This is a genomic window from Amycolatopsis sp. 505 (assembly GCF_031625235.1).
In the GTDB taxonomy this organism is placed as follows: Bacteria; Actinomycetota; Actinomycetes; order Mycobacteriales; family Pseudonocardiaceae; genus Amycolatopsis.
Genome location: NZ_JACKQP010000023.1, coordinates 1 through 15543, shown reverse-complemented (window position 1 = coordinate 15543; position 15543 = coordinate 1). Strand labels below are relative to the sequence as shown.

Annotated in this window: 19 protein-coding genes; 9 read left to right on the top strand and 10 right to left on the bottom strand. The window is 72.4% G+C overall.

Annotated elements, in window-relative coordinates:
- Positions 1-102: 102 nt before the first annotated feature.
- Positions 103-573, bottom strand: a complete 471-nt coding sequence (locus tag H5965_RS45830) for a hypothetical protein (protein ID WP_310977611.1) — start codon at positions 571-573, stop codon at positions 103-105.
- Positions 574-1749: 1176 nt separating this feature from the next.
- Entirely contained in the window at positions 1750-2088 is a 339-nt protein-coding gene (locus tag H5965_RS45825; RefSeq protein ID WP_310977610.1) for a WGxxGxxG family protein, read from the bottom strand.
- 272 nt (positions 2089-2360) lie between these two features.
- Between H5965_RS45825 and H5965_RS45820 the strand changes: the two genes are divergently transcribed.
- The 3 genes from H5965_RS45820 to H5965_RS45810 all read left to right on the top strand — a co-directional run bounded on the left by H5965_RS45820 (position 2361) and on the right by H5965_RS45810 (position 4040).
- Positions 2361-2702, top strand: a complete 342-nt coding sequence (locus H5965_RS45820; protein ID WP_086843416.1) for a hypothetical protein — start codon at positions 2361-2363, stop codon at positions 2700-2702.
- Between the two features lie 279 nt (positions 2703-2981).
- Positions 2982-3362, top strand: a complete 381-nt coding sequence (locus H5965_RS45815; RefSeq protein WP_310977609.1) for a hypothetical protein — start codon at positions 2982-2984, stop codon at positions 3360-3362.
- A gap of 324 nt (positions 3363-3686) precedes the next feature.
- Entirely contained in the window at positions 3687-4040 is a 354-nt protein-coding gene (locus H5965_RS45810; RefSeq protein WP_310977608.1) for a hypothetical protein, read from the top strand.
- 48 nt (positions 4041-4088) lie between these two features.
- On the opposite strand, the gene H5965_RS45805 is transcribed toward H5965_RS45810, so the two are convergent.
- A complete protein-coding gene (locus tag H5965_RS45805) occupies positions 4089-5186 on the bottom strand; it encodes an AI-2E family transporter (protein WP_310977607.1) in 1098 nt (365 codons plus the stop codon).
- 116 nt (positions 5187-5302) lie between these two features.
- Between H5965_RS45805 and H5965_RS45800 the strand changes: the two genes are divergently transcribed.
- Complete coding sequence (locus H5965_RS45800) at positions 5303-6235, top strand: glycoside hydrolase family 43 protein (protein ID WP_310977606.1); 933 nt, start codon at positions 5303-5305, stop codon at positions 6233-6235.
- A gap of 190 nt (positions 6236-6425) precedes the next feature.
- On the opposite strand, the gene H5965_RS45795 is transcribed toward H5965_RS45800, so the two are convergent.
- From H5965_RS45795 to H5965_RS45785, 3 genes are all read right to left on the bottom strand, one after another.
- Entirely contained in the window at positions 6426-6566 is a 141-nt protein-coding gene (locus H5965_RS45795; protein ID WP_310977605.1) for a hypothetical protein, read from the bottom strand.
- A gap of 830 nt (positions 6567-7396) precedes the next feature.
- Entirely contained in the window at positions 7397-9370 is a 1974-nt protein-coding gene (ligD, locus tag H5965_RS45790) for a DNA ligase D (RefSeq protein WP_310977604.1), read from the bottom strand.
- A gap of 101 nt (positions 9371-9471) precedes the next feature.
- Positions 9472-10029: a TetR family transcriptional regulator gene (locus H5965_RS45785; protein ID WP_310977603.1), complete on the bottom strand. Its 558-nt coding sequence runs from the start codon at positions 10027-10029 to the stop codon at positions 9472-9474.
- A gap of 122 nt (positions 10030-10151) precedes the next feature.
- On the opposite strand from H5965_RS45785, the gene H5965_RS45780 reads away from it, so the two are divergent.
- The gene (locus H5965_RS45780) at positions 10152-10856 is read left to right on the top strand and encodes an alpha/beta hydrolase (RefSeq protein WP_310977602.1); all 705 of its coding nucleotides are present in this window, start codon (positions 10152-10154) and stop codon (positions 10854-10856) included.
- A gap of 1 nt (position 10857) precedes the next feature.
- On the opposite strand, the gene H5965_RS45775 is transcribed toward H5965_RS45780, so the two are convergent.
- Entirely contained in the window at positions 10858-11736 is an 879-nt protein-coding gene (locus H5965_RS45775; protein WP_310977601.1) for an RNA polymerase sigma-70 factor, read from the bottom strand.
- A gap of 156 nt (positions 11737-11892) precedes the next feature.
- On the opposite strand from H5965_RS45775, the gene H5965_RS45770 reads away from it, so the two are divergent.
- Positions 11893-12366, top strand: coding sequence for a carboxymuconolactone decarboxylase family protein (locus tag H5965_RS45770; RefSeq protein ID WP_310977600.1), 474 nt, complete (start codon positions 11893-11895; stop codon positions 12364-12366).
- 24 nt (positions 12367-12390) lie between these two features.
- Positions 12391-13008: a class I SAM-dependent methyltransferase gene (locus tag H5965_RS45765; protein ID WP_310977599.1), complete on the top strand. Its 618-nt coding sequence runs from the start codon at positions 12391-12393 to the stop codon at positions 13006-13008.
- Here H5965_RS45765 and H5965_RS45760 read toward each other — a convergent pair.
- Positions 13001-13645 (bottom strand): HAD family hydrolase, encoded by a 645-nt coding sequence (locus H5965_RS45760; RefSeq protein ID WP_310977624.1) that lies wholly within the window; start codon positions 13643-13645, stop codon positions 13001-13003. The genes H5965_RS45765 and H5965_RS45760 overlap by 8 nt on opposite strands.
- Before the next feature lie 107 nt (positions 13646-13752).
- Here H5965_RS45760 and H5965_RS45755 point away from each other — a divergent pair, with 107 nt between their 5' ends.
- Positions 13753-14391, top strand: coding sequence for a hypothetical protein (locus H5965_RS45755; protein WP_310977598.1), 639 nt, complete (start codon positions 13753-13755; stop codon positions 14389-14391).
- A gap of 25 nt (positions 14392-14416) precedes the next feature.
- On the opposite strand, the gene H5965_RS45750 is transcribed toward H5965_RS45755, so the two are convergent.
- Positions 14417-14863: a DUF4383 domain-containing protein gene (locus tag H5965_RS45750; protein ID WP_310977623.1), complete on the bottom strand. Its 447-nt coding sequence runs from the start codon at positions 14861-14863 to the stop codon at positions 14417-14419.
- 148 nt (positions 14864-15011) lie between these two features.
- On the opposite strand from H5965_RS45750, the gene H5965_RS45745 reads away from it, so the two are divergent.
- Positions 15012-15170 (top strand): hypothetical protein, encoded by a 159-nt coding sequence (locus H5965_RS45745; protein WP_310977597.1) that lies wholly within the window; start codon positions 15012-15014, stop codon positions 15168-15170.
- A gap of 2 nt (positions 15171-15172) precedes the next feature.
- Here the strand turns inward: H5965_RS45745 and H5965_RS45740 are convergent.
- Positions 15173-15543, bottom strand: a 371-nt coding sequence (locus H5965_RS45740) for a DUF2188 domain-containing protein (RefSeq protein WP_310977596.1), incomplete at its 5' end; no start/stop codon positions are given.

Genomic DNA, 15543 nt, shown 5'->3' with positions numbered 1-15543 from the left:
TTCCTGCCGTACCGGGCTTCTTCGTGCGGCACGACGAAAGCCCGGCGCGGGAGGAACCGCGCCGGGCCGTCGCCGGCTTGTCCGTCCGGGGTGCCGGCCGGCCTAGCCGACCGGGACGGGCAGCCCGCCGAGAAGGTCGTTCACCAGCGCGGAAAGGCTGATCAGCACCCGCTGCAGCAGCGCGTTGAGCAGGGCCGACACCGGCGGCAGCGACTGGCGGGACGCCAGCTGGCCGGCGAGTTCGTCGACGCCCTTGCGTGCTTCGGCGTTGTCCTTCTGCGCCGTGGCCGCGCTGTCCTTGGCGGCGGCCTGGACGGTGTACCGCTTGCCCTGGGCCAGATCCGACAGCAGCGGGTCGAGACGGGCGAGGGTGGCCTGCGTGCCGGGCACGTCCCCGTTGTCCGCGCGCGACGTCAGCTGGTCGCGCAGGCCCTGGACCTCCGCCGCGGCGCTGGTGGTGCTCGACGATCCGCTGCCACCGGGCCCGCCCGCCGTCGCCACCCCCACTCCCGTCAGGGTCACCGCAGCCGCGGTGACGAACACCGTGAGCGCTCGGGTCAGTGCACTTTTCATGTCGTACTCCTCGGAGATTGTGCGATGCCGACTGCGATCATGGTGAGCGCCGATCGGCGATAACGCGAGCGGATCCCGAGGGGCCGGTGGCACCGGTTGATTTCGCACGGTGTACGGCCTCGCGAGTTCCCCGGAACAAACATCGACATCGCGTGAAGCGGTTCTTCGGCGCTTTTCTGCATCGACTACGGGCTGTGATGCCACCACTCGTCCGTGTCGGACGGTTACGATATACGGCTGAATCGGCGGTGTTTTCTTTACCGAAGGTGCGATCGGTGCCAGATCCGAGTGACCCGGGACTTTCACCCGATCGTGAGGTTTAACGGAAGAAATGATGGGTAATCATGCGCATTTGCCAGGGGGTGGGAAAGCCACTCTTAAGTAGGGTACGATGCGGAAACACTTCTTGCGCGGCGAACGCTTCGCTAATCTGAGTGGCGGCCACGGGGCTGGTTTTCCGGTCGTTGTGGTCTCCTCGGTGCCGAGACCTGACAACTGGGCGCCATTCGGAGAGAAGAAAACGCAGAACGTCCCGACGCCCGACGGCGCCGGGACGTTCTGCGCGAAGAGGAGAGGAATCGCGGTGCGCGGCACCAGGGTCACCCGGGCATCCGGCGGCAGCCGGGAGTGCGGGCTCCGCGGTGCTCGGACGCCGGATGGTGAACAGGGGTGCGGTGCATGTGGTGCCCCGGCGCTGGGTGGATTCCGGGTGTGCAAGCTCTGCGGTGCTCCGACATCGTGCGGTGATCAGAGGCGCGGTCGTCAGGCGGCCCCGGCGCTCGGCGGTTTTCGGACGTGCGGTATAGATAATGGCGCAGCGCAGAGCGCGGAGCCGACCGTCGGCGGTAGCCGGGCTGGGGGTTTCGGCGGCGCTCGAGCTGCCAGCGAAAACCGGCTGCGCCGTATGGGTGGCACCCGAGTCGCCGGTGGAAAACGGGCGCGTGGTTTCGGCGCCCGTGCGTCGGGCGGAGACTTGCTGCGCCGGATGGGTGGCGCACGGGCTGTCGGCGGGAAGCGGGCGCGCGGTTGCGGCACCCGTGCGTCGGGCGATGGCTGGCCGCGCCCCAAGGCGCACGCCCGAGCGGCCGTCGAAAACCAGGCGCGCGAAAAGCCGTTGCGCCATACGGGTGGCGCCGAAGCGCCCGGTGGGGACCGGCCCTACGGCACAACCACTCCTCAAGCGCCCGGCGGGTTCCGCCGCGGCTCGGCCGGCGGGTACGTGTTCGCCGGCGGGTTCGCCCCGGCCGCCGGATATCCCGCCATCGCACCCGGCTTGGGGCCGCGCCGCACCAAGCCCGCCAGACCCAGCAAGCCGACCAGGCCGAGCAGGCCCCACAGGCCGTTGTCGTCGTTGTCGTCGCGGGTGTTCCCGTCGTTCGTCCCGTCGTCGTCGGTCTGCTGGTGCCATGCCGGTACCGCGAACTCCGGCGCCGCCGATGCCGGCACCGCCGCCGTCAGCGCGAAGGCCGCGGCCGCCACGCCGGCGCAGCAGAGCTTGCCTGCCTTGTGGTTCATCCCGGTTCTTCCTTCCGTTCCGGAAATCGGTCTTCCCGGGCGTACCCCCGCCGGCCGCATCCACGCGCGCTGTCACGGGAACGGGCGAAGACGGCAAGGCCCGGTTTCCGGCGCCCTTCCGTCCTTTGTAAGATGGTCGCCGGTTCAAGAGGGAGCCGTGCAGGGACGCGCCGCGTGCGCCCGTCCGCCTCCGGCCGTCCTGCCCCATTTCGCAAGCGCAGCAGCGCATCCGAGCCGGGCAACACCGTCCACTGTCGTGGACCGGGGGAGGAATGAACACTGAACTCGCCGTCGCGCCACTCGGCGCGACCTACACACCACGCCTGATCTGCACCACCGGCGACCGCCTGATCCACCCGGCGGACGGCCGCAACGACCTCGCGAGGATCGTCGTGCGCTGGGCCCGTGCCTGGGTTCCCGAAACCTGGCCCGCCCGGCAGTACTTCGCCGCACTCGGCATCGGCGACGACGAAAACCCTTGCTACCGCGACGAAGACGTCGTCGGATGGCACCTTCTGCAGCCCCGGCCGGACTCACTCGCGTGGCGAGTGCGGTCCGGCGAAATCGACGTGACCACCGCGCTCACGGCCGAAGCCGAGGCCTGGCCCGAGTAGGAAATCCCCGCGAAAGAGCTCTGCGCCCACCCGGTGCAGGGCTCTTTCGCATGCCCGGAACATTCCTTACCCTGCAAGGGAAAGCTCGGAAGCCGTTGTCAGCAAAGAAATAACCCGATCGGACCACACCCGGCGCGGTCAGAGGCTCGCGGTAGCCACACGATGGTGGCACGAAGTGGAAACCGCGCCCCATCGTCAGTACCTTTCCCTCACGCAGGACGGAGAACACACCTTCACTGCCGTCCTGTTCTCCGAACATCGTTCACCGAGGAGCAATCCATGCTGAAGAAGATCGGGTTCGTCACGGCCACCGCGGCGGCCGGCGCGTTCCTGGCCGGCGGCATCGCCGCGGCCGACACCCCGGAGGGGCACCACCACCACGGGCACCACCAGAGCCACCAGTACGGCGGCTACGACTACACCGGCCAGGTCGGCCTGGTGAACCTGAACAACACCGACGTGCTCCACAACGTCAACGGGACGCTCGGCGTGTGCGGCAACAACGTCAACGTCCTCGGCGTCCAGGTGCCGGTGCAGCACTCGCTCAACGGCATCGGCGTGCCGATCCTGTCGCCGGGCTCGCACGAGGCCAGCGGCGAGAACCCGGAAAACTGCGCCTCGAGCGCCCTGTCCGACGGCGGCACCAGCCAGGGGCACTGAGTTTTCCGTGCCCGGAGCCGCCCGTGCGTGCGGAAGCCGGCTCCGGGCACGGGAAAACGGTCGCCAATGCCGACGCCGCACCGCGCGCCCGGAACACGGAGCGAGCTGCACACTCCGGTTCCGCGTTCCGGGCACGCCGCGACGCCGGACGGCGCCGACCCGGGTGGGACCGGCCACGACGCTGGAGAAGTGCGCCGGTCCCACCCGGCCTGACCGCACCTTAACGGATCTTCCCGGGCCCGGCGAACCGAAGCCGGGCCCGTTCCCTTTCCCCGATCCCCCGCCGGGCTCCTCCGGCGGGTTCCCAGAAGGAGTAGTTCTCTCGTGATCAAGCAGCTCGGCTTCGTCGCCACCACCCTCGCCGCCGGCATGGCGGTGCTCGGCGGATCCGCGTCCGCGGCCAACGTCAGCGTTGCCGGCCACCCGGTCGACTCCACCGACCAGTTCGGTCTCGTCGGCAACGTGCACAACCTCGACGCCGTGCACAACCTGAACGTCGTCGGCGGCGTCTGCGACAACAACATCAACGTCCTCGGCGTCCAGGTGCCGGTGCAGGACACCGCCAACGGCATCGGCGTCCCGGTGCTCTCCCCGGGCGAGCACGAGGCCGAGGGCCAGAACCCGGACAACTGCTCCGCCGGTGAGATCGCCGACGGCGGCACCGCCCAGGGCAACTGACCCATCCGGTCGGACCGCCGCGCGGGTGCGCCCCGCGCGGCGGTTTCCTCATGTCCGGTCGAGCCGGTGCACGGCCACTTCCCGCACGACGAGCAGCACCGCGGCCGCGACCGGCACCGCGACGAACGCGCCGACGACGCCGAGCAGCTCGAACCCGAGCAGCACCGCGACGACGGTGACGAGCGCGGGCACGCGGACGGCGCGGCCGACGATCTTCGGCAGCAGCACGTAGTCCTCCACCAGCCGGTAGCCGACGAAGAAGCCCAAGGTGGCGAGCCCGATCGGCACCGACACCGTGAGCGCGACGAGGGTCGTGCCGGCGCCGGCCGCCACCGAACCCGCGACCGGCACCAGGTCCAGCATGGCGACGAGCACCGCGAGCACGAGCGAGTAGGGCACGTCGAACGCCCACAGCCAGGCGAAGGTGGCGGCTCCGGCGATCAGCGACACGACGACGTTGCCGACGAGGTACGCGCCCACCTTCCGGAAGACCGCGTCGCCGATCAGGATCACCCGCGGCCGCCGGGACCGCGGGGCCAGCCGGTAGAGCGCGGTGCGGATCCGGGGGAAGTCGGCGACGAAGTAGCTGGCGAGCACGACGACGATCAGGGCGTCCCCGAGCAGCGCCGCGAGCGATTTCGCGACGTCGGACAGGCGGACGGACTGGACGGCGGCTTCCAGGCCGAAGGTGTCGTTGGCCCGGCCGAGCAGGGTGCCGTGGTCGCGCAGGAGGGTCAGGTACCGCGGGGCGCCGTCCTGCAGCTGCGTCGCCTGATCGGCCAAGGGGACGGCGGCCGCGGCGATGGCGCCGCCGAGGACGGCCAGGCCGCTCACGACGACCACCGCGGTGGCCAGCGCACGGGGCACGCGGCGCGCGAGGCGGGCGGTCACCGGCTCGAGCCCGACGGCGAGGAAGAACGCGATGCCGATCAGGAGCAGGACGTCGGACGCGGCGAGGAGGAGCTCGACGACCGCGATCGTGACGACCACGCCGGCCGCGGCGAGCAGCCCGGTGAAGAACGGCGATCGGCGATCGAGCGGCTTTCCCGGCGCTCCCAACGGTTTTTCCTGCCGGGCCGCCGCGCCCTCGGCCTCGCCGACGGGGTGCCCGGCGCGGTACGCCCCGCGGCCGCTCGTTGCGTGCATGAGTCGGCGGCTACCCCACGGGGTGCGACCGAATCCACCCGATCCGGGCACACGCTTCCCGGTGACGACCTCCGCCTGGCGTTGCCGACGTCGTCGGGGTGTCAGCAAAATCGCCTATGCGCTTCAAGGACCTTCTGCTCGTTCCGGTGATCGCGATCGCGGCCGCGTTCGCGGTGGCGCCGGAAGCGGCGGCCGTCAGCGCGCCACGGCTGCTGATCAACCAGGACTTCCCCGACCCGGACGTCGTCAAGACCGCCTGGGGTTACTTCGCGTTCGCGACGGGCCCGCGCATCCGGATGGCCAGTGCGGCCGCGCCGGACGGGCCGTGGCGCGTCGCCGGGGACGCGCTCGGAGCCGTGCCCGCGTGGGCGAAGGCGGACGGCGGGTTCTGGGCCCCGGACGTCACCCAGCTGGCGGACGGCACGTTCGTGCTGTACTTCGCGGCCGCGCTGACGGCGGGCGGCGAAATGTGCCTCGGCGCGGCGACGGCGAAGAAGGCGGAAGGACCGTACACGCCGGCCGGCGACCGGCCGCTGGTCTGCGAGCCCGGCGACCACGGCGACATCGATCCGCAGACGTTCGTCGACACGGACGGGTCACGCTTCTTGCTCTACAAGAGTGACGGCGCGGCGACCGGGCCACCGTCGGCGATCTGGGCGCAGAAACTGCAGGCCGACGGACGCACCCTTTCCGGGGCGCGGATCGAGCTGCTGCGGGCCGACCTGACGGCCGAGATGTCGGTCGTCGAGGCGCCTTCGGTGGTGAAGACCGCGTCCCGGTACCTGCTGTTCTATTCCGCGGACACGTTCCAGAGCACGGGTTACCACACGGATTACGCGTCGGCGCCGACGCTGGGCGGGGCGTTCGTGAAGGCGGACGGCAAGTTCCTGTCGACCGACCTGCTCGCCGGCCAGGTGGACGCCCCGGGCGGCGCGGACGTGCTGGACGACCACATCTTCTTCCACGGCTGGTTGGGCGGCGGCCGCACGGCGCGGGGGTTGTATTCGCTGCCGATCACGTTCCCGGGCGACGTGCCGAAGCTGGGGTGACGGCGTCACCCACCCGGGTAACGCTCGGTTGGGCCGCCCGGGGGCCGGATATCCGGGGAGCGAGGGAATGGAGGAGCGACATGACGGTGTGGTGGGGATTGGCGGGCTTGCTGGGGCTGCTGGGGTTGTGCGGCCTCATCCGGAGCCATCGCGCCGACGGGACGGCGGTGGAGGCCGACCCGCTGGAGCGCTATCCGGCGGCCCGCGAGCCGGCGATGCCGAACGCGGACGCGGCGCACACCCCGCTGATGACGCCGGTGATCACCCCGGAGATGCTGGCCCGCCCGGCGTTGCCGCGTGAGGAGCCGGCGGCGCCGGAGTCGGGGAGCATCGCGGGGGAGATCCCGGCCCCGAGGCCGGTGGCGGACCGGCCGGCCGCGCCGGGGGAAGCGCCGGCGGCCGGGATACCCGCGGGGGCTTGGGGTGGGATGCAGGCGGCTGGTGGGCCGGGCGAGGGTTCCGCTGGGCCGCGGGATGGCGTGCAGACGGCTGGGGCGCGGGATGGGGTGCGGTCGGCTGGTGGGCCGGATGAGGGTTCCGCTGAGGCGCGGGGTGGCGTGCGGGCGGTTGGTGCGCCGGCCGCGGTTGAGCAGACTTCGGTGACCGCAGCGCCGAGCGCGGTGGCGCAGGCCCCTAGTGGGTCGGGTGAGGCTTCCGCTGGGGCGTGGGATGGCGTGCGGGCCGCTGGTGCGCCGGCTGCGGCGGAGCAAACTTCGGCGACCGCAGTGCCGAGCGCGGTGGCGCAGTCGGCTGGTGTGCCGGTTGAGGGTTCCGCTGGGGCGCGGGATGGCGTGCGGGCGGTTGGCGCGCCGGCTGCGGCGGAGCAAACTCCGGCGGCCGCAGTGCCGAGCGCAGCGGCGCAGCCGGCCGGTGGCGAGTCCGGGGTGGGAACCTTCGGCGCGCCGGTGACCGCGCCGGCGCCGGTGGTGCAGCACCAGCGGGCTCCCCAGCCGCGGGCCTCCGAGGAAGTCTCGCCGCAGCCGAAACATGCGCTCCGGCCCGAAAGCGTCGAAAACCCCGCGCCGGAAACCTCCAGGGTTCCGCAAACCCGCCCGGAAACGGCACCCGAAGCCCCGCGGAAAGAGACTTCCCCGCCACCGCAACGCGGCTCGCGCGGGCTCGTCGGCCTGCTCAAGCGGGTCCTGGGCGCAGCTGACCGGCTCACCCGAGCGGCGCGCTGTCCTTGCCCAGCCCGGCGAGCAGGTCGCCGTGCTCCTCGATCCGGTCCAGGACGTCGTCCGCCGTGAAGGTCAAGTGGGTCACGTGGCGGCAGGCGCGGACCTCGTCCCACGTCACCGGCGTCGAGGCCGTCGGGTGGTCGCGGCCGCGCAGGGAGTACGGGGCCACCGTGGTCTTCGCCGGGTTGTTCTGGCTCCAGTCGATGAACACGCGGCCCGTCCGCTGCGCCTTCGCCATCACCGCCGTCACCGACTCCGGTGTCTCCGCCGCCAGGCGCCGGGCGAGCCGCTTCGCGTACGCCGACGGGGCCGACGGGTCGTCCGTGCGGATTCCGCAATAGAGCTGCATCCCTTTGGACCCCGACGTCTTCGCGTACGGGGTCAGGCCGTCTTCCTCCAGGATGTCGTGGAGGCGCTCCGCCACGCGGCAGCAGTCGACGATCGTCGTGCCCGGGCCCGGGTCCAGGTCGAACACCAGGCGGTCCGGGAGCTGCCGGGCGCCCGACTCCACCGTCCACTGGGGAACGTGCAGCTCCAGCGCCGCCATGTTCGCCGCCCACACCAGGCCCGGCAGGTCGTCCAGGAGGGGGTAGTCGATCGTGCCGCCCGAGCCGGTCAGGCGGACCGTGCGCAGCCAGGCCGGGGCGCCGTTGGGGACGTTCTTCTCGAACCACTTCTGGCCGTCGACACCGTTGGGGTAGCGGATGAACGTGACCGGCCGGCCCGCGAGGTGCGGCAGCAGCACCGCCGCGACGCGGGAGTAGTAGTTGATCACCTCGCCCTTGGTGAACCCCGCCGCCGGGTACAACACCTTGTCCAGATTGGACAGTGTGAGCCGCCGGTCGCCCGCCTGGACGGTGATCCGCTGGCCGGCCGGCTCGGGTGAGGGGGCCGGGGGTGGGGCGGCGGGTTCGTGCGGAACCGCCCGCGGTGCCAGGACGTCGGCCGGGTCCTTGTCCTGGCGCAGCCCCCGCCACGCCGTGTGGCGGACCCGGCCGCCGCGGGTGAACTGGCGGAAGACGATCTCGCCCACCAGGCGCGGCTCCACCCAGCGGGCGCGGACGATGTCCTCCCGCGGCGGCGTCGTCACGAACGGGTGCGTGCGCCGCTCGATCTTCTCCAGCCGGTCCTGCAGATCGGCGCGGGACGCCTGGGTGAACCCGGTGCCGACGTCGCCGATGTAGACCAGGTCGCCGGTGGCGGGGTCGTGCGCACCCAGCAGCAGCCCGCCGAGGGTGCCGGTGAAGCTGCGCTGTCCCGGCCGCCAGCCGCAGATGATCGCCTCCTGTGTCCGGATCAGCGGGTGCTTGAGCCACGAGTCCGGTCGCTGGCCGGGGTAGTAGGCCGAGGAACGCAGCTTCGCGACCACTCCCTCGTACCCGGCGGACGCGGCGTGGGCGAGGAAGTCCGCGGGGGTGCGGCGGTCGGCGGCGAGCTCGTCGAAGGTGACCGCACGGACCACCGAAACGCGGTACGGGTCCGGCATCGGCAGCTCGGCCAGCAGGCCGCGGCGCTCGTCGTAGGGCGCGCCCAGCAGGTTCCGGTCGCCGAGCCGGAGCAGGTCGAACGCGAGGAACCGGACCGGGACGTCGGCGAACTCCAGCCCTTTCGGCCCGCTCTGGTGCCGGACGTAGCGGCCGCGGCGCTCCTGCATCAGCTCGAAGTCGATCCGGCCGTCTTCGCCGTAGACGACGACCTCGCCGTCCAGGTAGGCGGCGCGGCCGTCCAGCGCGGGGGCGAGCACGCCTTGAAGGTCGGCGAACTCGGCGGTGAAGTCGATGTTGTTGCGGCTGGTGAGCACGGTCGTGCCGTCCGGGGCGATCCGCATGGCGGCCCGGTAGCCGTCCAGTTTGTACTCGTAGGCCCACTCCGGGCCGCTGCGCAGCCGGCCGCCGTCGGCCTTGGCGAGCATCGGCTCCAGCCAGGCCGGGACGAGCGATGCGTCGTCTGCCGCCATGTCGACCTCCGTCACCTTCGGTGCCCAAGGTAACCCGTTCGGCCTAGATTAGCCGGATTTGTGCAGGTGAAAGCGGCTTGAACGCGTGTTCGGCCCGGCGCTCAGGCGGGCAGGAGGTCGTCGACGGCCCGGCGCAGTGTCGCGCGGACCTCCTCGGCGTCGTCGAGTTCGCCGCCGTGCAGGGCGCCGTCGCGCAGGAGGACGAGCACGCGCGCCGCGTGCTCCGGGTCCGGGTGGCCGGCGGCCGCCGCCTGGTCGCGCAGGACGTCGAAGAACCACTGCCGGTGGTCGTCGATGACCCGGCGGACCCGGTTCGCCGGATCGGGGTACTCGGCGGCGGCGTTGAGGAACTGGCAGCCGCGGAAGTCTTCCCCGCAGGTCGCGTCCCCGACCACCGCCAGGGTTTCGGCCAGCGCCTCGCGCGGTGGCTTGCCTGCCCGCGCCGCGTCGACGGCCGCGCGGATCTGCCGGCTGGTTTCAGCGAGGTAGGCGGCGACCAGGTCGTCCTTGGTCGGGTAGTGGCGGTAGAAGGTCGCCCGGGTCACGGCCGCCTCGGAGACCAGGCGTTCCACCCCGACGGCGTGGATGCCTTCGGCGTAGAAGAGCCGGGAGGCGGTCGCGAGCAGCCGGTCCTTCGGGTGCGGCTCGGCAGTCCTCATCCCCGCAGCTTAGAGAAAGACCGATCGTTCTGCCAGATCGGCTTCGTCACATTGCCAAGGCCGCCCGGGTGGTCCAGAGTAGCTGGCAGAAAGACCGATCGTTCTCTCTGAAGGAGCCAGCCATGAGCAAGCCCACCATCGTCCTGGTCCACGGCGCGTTCGCCGACTCGTCCAGCTGGACCGGGGTCATCGCGAAGCTGCAGGAGCAGGGCTATCCGGTCAAGGCGGTGGCGAACCCGCTGCGGGGTGTCGAGTCCGACGCGGCGTACGTCGCGGACGTGGTCAAGGGCGTCGAAGGCCCCGTCGTCCTGGCCGGCCACTCCTACGGCGGCGCCCTGATCACCCGCGCCGCCACCGACGCGCCGAACGTCCAGGCCCTGGTCTACATCGCCGCCTTCCAGCCCGACGCGGGCGAGAGCGTGTTCGAGCTGTCCGGCCGCTACCCGGGCGCCAAGCTCGGCCCGGAGACCACGAACGTCCTGGTGCACGCCGGCGAGCCCGAGCTGTCGATCAAGCCGGAGGACTTCGCCGAGGTCTTCGCCGCCGACGTCCCCGCGGCCACCGCGGCGATCCTGGCGGTGACCCAGCGGGCGGTCGCGCAGCAGGCCCTCGCCGCCCCGTTCGAGGGCACCCCGGCGTGGTCGAAGCTGCCGTCGTGGACGCTGATCGCCAACCAGGACAACGCGATCCCGGCCAAGGCGCAGGAGTTCATGGCCGAGCGGGCGTCGTCGACGGTCCGCCGGATCGACGCCTCGCACGCGGTCGCGGTGTCCCAGCCGGAGGCCGTCGCCGAGGTCATCCTGGCCGCGGCAGCGCACGTCGAGTGAGTCAGCGGCAGAGCGTCCGCGCCTCGTCGAGGCGGGACAGCTTTTCCGGGTTGCGCACGGCGTAGATCCCGGTCACGAGGCCGTCGTCGATGCGGGCCGCCAGGACCGTGTCGGCCCGGCCGTCGCGACGGAGGAGCAGCGCCGGGTAGCCGTTGACCTGGACGGCGTCCAGGGTGCCCACGGCGAGGTTGCCCAGGCCGCCGGCGAGCAGGCGGGCCACGTCCTCGGCCCCGGTGACGGGCGACAGCACGGCCTGCACCACTCCGCCGCCGTCGCCGAGGAACACGACGTCCGGTGCGAGCACGTCGAGCAGGTCCTGCAGGTCGCCCGTCTCGACGGCGTGCCGGAACGCTTCCAGGGCGTCCCGGGTCGCCGCCGGCGAGACGGGCCCGCGCGGCCGGCGCGCGGCGACGTGGGACCGGGCCCGGTGCGCGATCTGGCGCACCGCGGCCGGGCTCTTGCCGATGGCTTCGGCGATCTCGTCGTAGCCCAGGTCGAACACCTCGCGCAGCACGAACACCGCCCGCTCGGCCGGCCCGAGCGTCTCCAGCACCAGCAGCATCGCCATCGACACGCTGTCGGCCAGTTCGACGTCCTCGGCGACGTCGGGCGTGGTCAGCAGCGGCTCGGGCAGCCACGGCCCGACGTAGGACTCCTTGCGCCTGCCGAGCGCCCGCAGCCGCATCAGCGCCTGGCGGGTGGTGATCCGGACCAGGTACGCGCGCCGGTCCCGCACCACGGCGAGGTCCACGTCCACCCACCGCAGCCACGTCTCCTGCAGGACGTCCTCGGCGTCGGCGGCCGAGCCGAGCAGCTGGTAGGCGACGGTGAACAGCAGGTTCCGGTGGGCGACGAAGGCCTCGGTGGCGGGGTCGGCCATGGGTGGCTCCTCGGGTCGTTCGCGGGTTTCCCATCGGATGCCGGCCGCCGCCGCGGTGTGACAGTGATCGTCGTCACCCGGCCGGCCTGTCACGGGTCGTGGGGCCGCCGGCATCTGGTGGTCGTTCGCAGGCACACCACGAGTGAGGACGAAGTCATGGAACCCCGATTCACCCTGACCGGCAACGAAGTCGGCGCCGCGTTCGCCAAGCGGTTCGGCACCGCGAGCCTGGCGATCGGCCGGTCACCGCTGGAGAAGGTCACGCAGGAACTGGTGTCGTTGCGCGTCAGCCAGGTCAACGGCTGCGGCTGGTGCGTCGACGTCCACACGAAGGAGCTCGCGGCCGCCGGGGAATCCGCCGTGCGGATCAACCTGGTCGCGGCCTGGCGGGAGGCCACGGTGTTCACCGAGGCCGAGCAGGCGGCCCTCGCGCTGGCCGAGGAGGGCACCCGGATCGCCGACGCCGCGCGCGGCGTCTCCGACGAGACCTGGGCCCGGGTCCGCAAGCACTACGACGACGACCGGGTCGCCGCGTTGATCGCCCTGGTCGCGCAGATGAACGCGGCCAACCGGCTCGCGGTGATCGTCCACCAGAAGGGCGGCGCCTACGAGCCGGGCATGTTCGGCTGACGTCGTCCGTGCTTCGCTGGGGGCATGACGAAGGCGGAGCGGTGGCGTCGGTACTGGGACCGCAAGTCCACGACCTACGACGCGGAGATGGGCGTCTGGGACCGCCGTCTCTTCGGCGACTCCCGGGAGTGGGCTTGCGGTCGGGCCGTCGGCGAGGTCCTCGAGGTCGCGGTCGGGACCGGGCTGAACCTCCCGTGCTACCCGGCGGAGGTGACGCTCACCGGCCTCGATCTCAGCGAGGGGATGCTCGCCATCGCCCGGGAGCGCGCGCAGCGGCTCGGCCGGCCGGTGACCCTCCGCCAAGGGAGCGCCCACGAGCTGCCGTTCGCCGAAGCGTCCTTCGACACCGTTCTGTGCACGTTCGGCCTCTGCGCCATCCCCGACCCCGCCGCCGCGGTCGGGGAGATGGTGCGGGTGCTGCGGCCGGGCGGGCGGCTGATCCTGGTCGACCACGTGACGTCGTCGTCGCGGCTCGTGCGGGCCGTGCAGTGGCTGCTCGAGCTGGCGAGCGTTCCGCTGGCGGGCGAGCACTTCCGGCGGCGGCCGCTGAAGCTCGTCGAGGCGCTCGGGCTGCCGATCGACCAGCGGGAGCGGTTCAAGCTCGGGCTGGTGGAGCGGCTGGTCGCCGGCAAGGTCAGCTGATCAGCACGCTTTCGTCCAGCCGGGTCAGCAGCGTCGCGGCGTCGCTGTACACCGCGACCGCGCCGGCGTCGGTCAGTTCCGCCGCGCCGACACCGCCGGAGAGCACCGAGACCGTGCGCACGCCGGCCTTCGTGGCGGCGTGGACGTCCCAGACCGCGTCGCCGACGAAGATCGTCTCCTCCGGTGCCGTCCCGGCCTTCTCGAGCGCGGCGAACACCGGCTCCGGGTCGGGCTTCGTCGCCTCGACGTCGGCGCCGGACACGATGCCGGCGACCACGTCGTCGACGTCGAGGACCTTGCGCAGCACCTCGAGCTCGTCCGGCCCCGCCGACGTCGCCAGCACCACGCGCACGCCGCGGCCGGCCAGCTCGCGGACGAGGTCGGGGGCGCGGTCGAACGGCCGCAGCAGGTCGGCGGTCTCCAGGTAGAAGCGGCTGTGCAGCTCTTTGGCCCGGTCGCCGATGCGGCCGGCGTCCTCCTCGCCCAGCAGGGTGCTCAGCAGCTTGCCGGAGCCCTTGCCGATCGCGCGGTGCACGCGCCAGGAGTCGACGTCCCGGTCGAGCTCGTGGAACGCCCGGCGCCAGGCGTGGACGTGGAGGTAGTTGGAGTCGACGAGCGTGCCGTCGACGTCGAACAGGACCGCGGTGGCGATGACGGGCTCCTTGAGTCGGTGCGGGTTTCCCGGTGCTCCGTGCGGGTACCGGGAGGGGTGATCCGGATACCCCGTCCTCGAGGGACGTACACATGACCGGCCTCGTCTCGGCGGGCTTCCGCGGGCTGGCGGCCCTGCGGCGCGCCCCGGCCTTCCACCCCGTCGGCGTGGTGCAGCGCGGGGAACTCCGGGCGAGCGCGGACGACCTGCCCTGGCCGGCCGGGGCGGCTCCCGTCGTCGCGCGGCTGTCCAAGGGCGCCGGCACGCCCGGGCGGCTGCCGGACGCGCTCGGGCTGGCGGTGCGCATCCCCGGCGCGGGCCGCGACGGCGGGCCGTGGGACATCCTGCTGACCACGGCGGGCCGCGGCCACCTCGGGCGGATGTTGCCGCGCCCGGCGGCCACCTGGACGGGCGGTGCCTACAGCAGCCTCGTGCCGTACCGCCGGGCCGACCGGCTCGTCTGGCTGGGGGCGTGGGCGTCGTCGCCGCGGGCCGAAGCGTCACTCGACGCGGCGCGAGCGAGGGGGAAGTGGGAGTTCGTGCTCCGGACCGGCCGCGAGGACGGGCGCTGGTGCGACAGCGCCGTGTTGACGCTGGCCGGGCCGGGCGGGGCCGCGCCGGCGTTCGATCCGATGCTGAACCGTCCCGCCGGACTGGCGTTCGCGCCGGACTGGCTGGGGCGGCTGCGGGAGCGGGCCTACGCGGGGAGCCGGGCCGGGCGGCCGTCGTGACCCGGCCGCCCGGCCCGGGGCCCGGTCACCGCGAGTCGGCGATCGGGCTGCGCGTGGCGCCCAGCGGGATCAGGCCGAGCGCGATCATGCCGATGCCCAGGCCGAAGTGCAGCCAGTTGTCGGCGGTGTTCACCGGGACGAAGTTGGCCGCGCTGCCGTGGTCGATCACCAGGCCGTACAGCCACAGCACCAGGTAGATCACCCCGCCGCCGACGAGGAACGCCCGGGCGCCGCTCGCGGTCCGCGCCAGGGCGAGCCCGGCGACGCCGAACAGCAGGTGCACGATGTTGTGCAGGATCGAAACGGCGAAAATGCCCAGGAGCAGGGCGCCGGAATGGTGCCCTGCGAAGTTGAGCATGTCGTAGTGGGTCGTCACGCCGGGGATGAACCCCAGCACCCCGACCAGCAGGAAAACCACTCCCACGATCGCGGCGAGAAGCTGGCGCGGGGTGCGCCGGACCTCGGTCTCCATCGATGCCATGGTCGCTTCCTCCGATTTCGGTGGCGGGCCCCTCGGCCGGGGGACCCGCCGGGCGGCATGCCCGGCGCCGCGGCAGGCAAACGCGTTTCGCGGCCCGGGCTGCCGGGTATGCCCCGGTTTCGCCCGATCGGAGGAAGCTATGAGCACTCCCGAAATCGACCCGGTGACCGCCGAGAGCATGGAGGCCGACGCGGACATCGCCGGTGAGCACACCGAGCCGACGTTCCGCGACCAGGAGCCCCGCGCGAACGACAGCGACGAAGAGGACGCCGACCGCGGGGGCATGCCCGAGAAGTGAGGTCAGGAGCGGGCGCGCGGGTAGGTCCGGCGCTCGCCGATCCGGCCGTCCTTCGTGTGGATGAAGTGGGCCGTACCGCGTTTGATCGCGAGCTTGCGGCCTTCCGCGACGGCGTCGGACTTCGTCTCCGCGCTGCCGGAGGCCCGCGTGTTGCCGACGACCTTGTTCTTCCAGACCGAGCCGTCGTGGAACGTCTCGACGTCGCCGTCGGCCGGTTCGAGGTCGGGCGCGGCTTCGGTTTCGCCCGTGCCGTAGAGGGCGGGGTCGGGTTTCGGGGCGGTGCCCGGGCCGCCGAGGGGTTCGGGGTCCATGAGGTATTCGATGCCGGCGTCGGTGGTCCAGCTGGTGCCTTTGGCGCCGTCGGGGCCGTCGG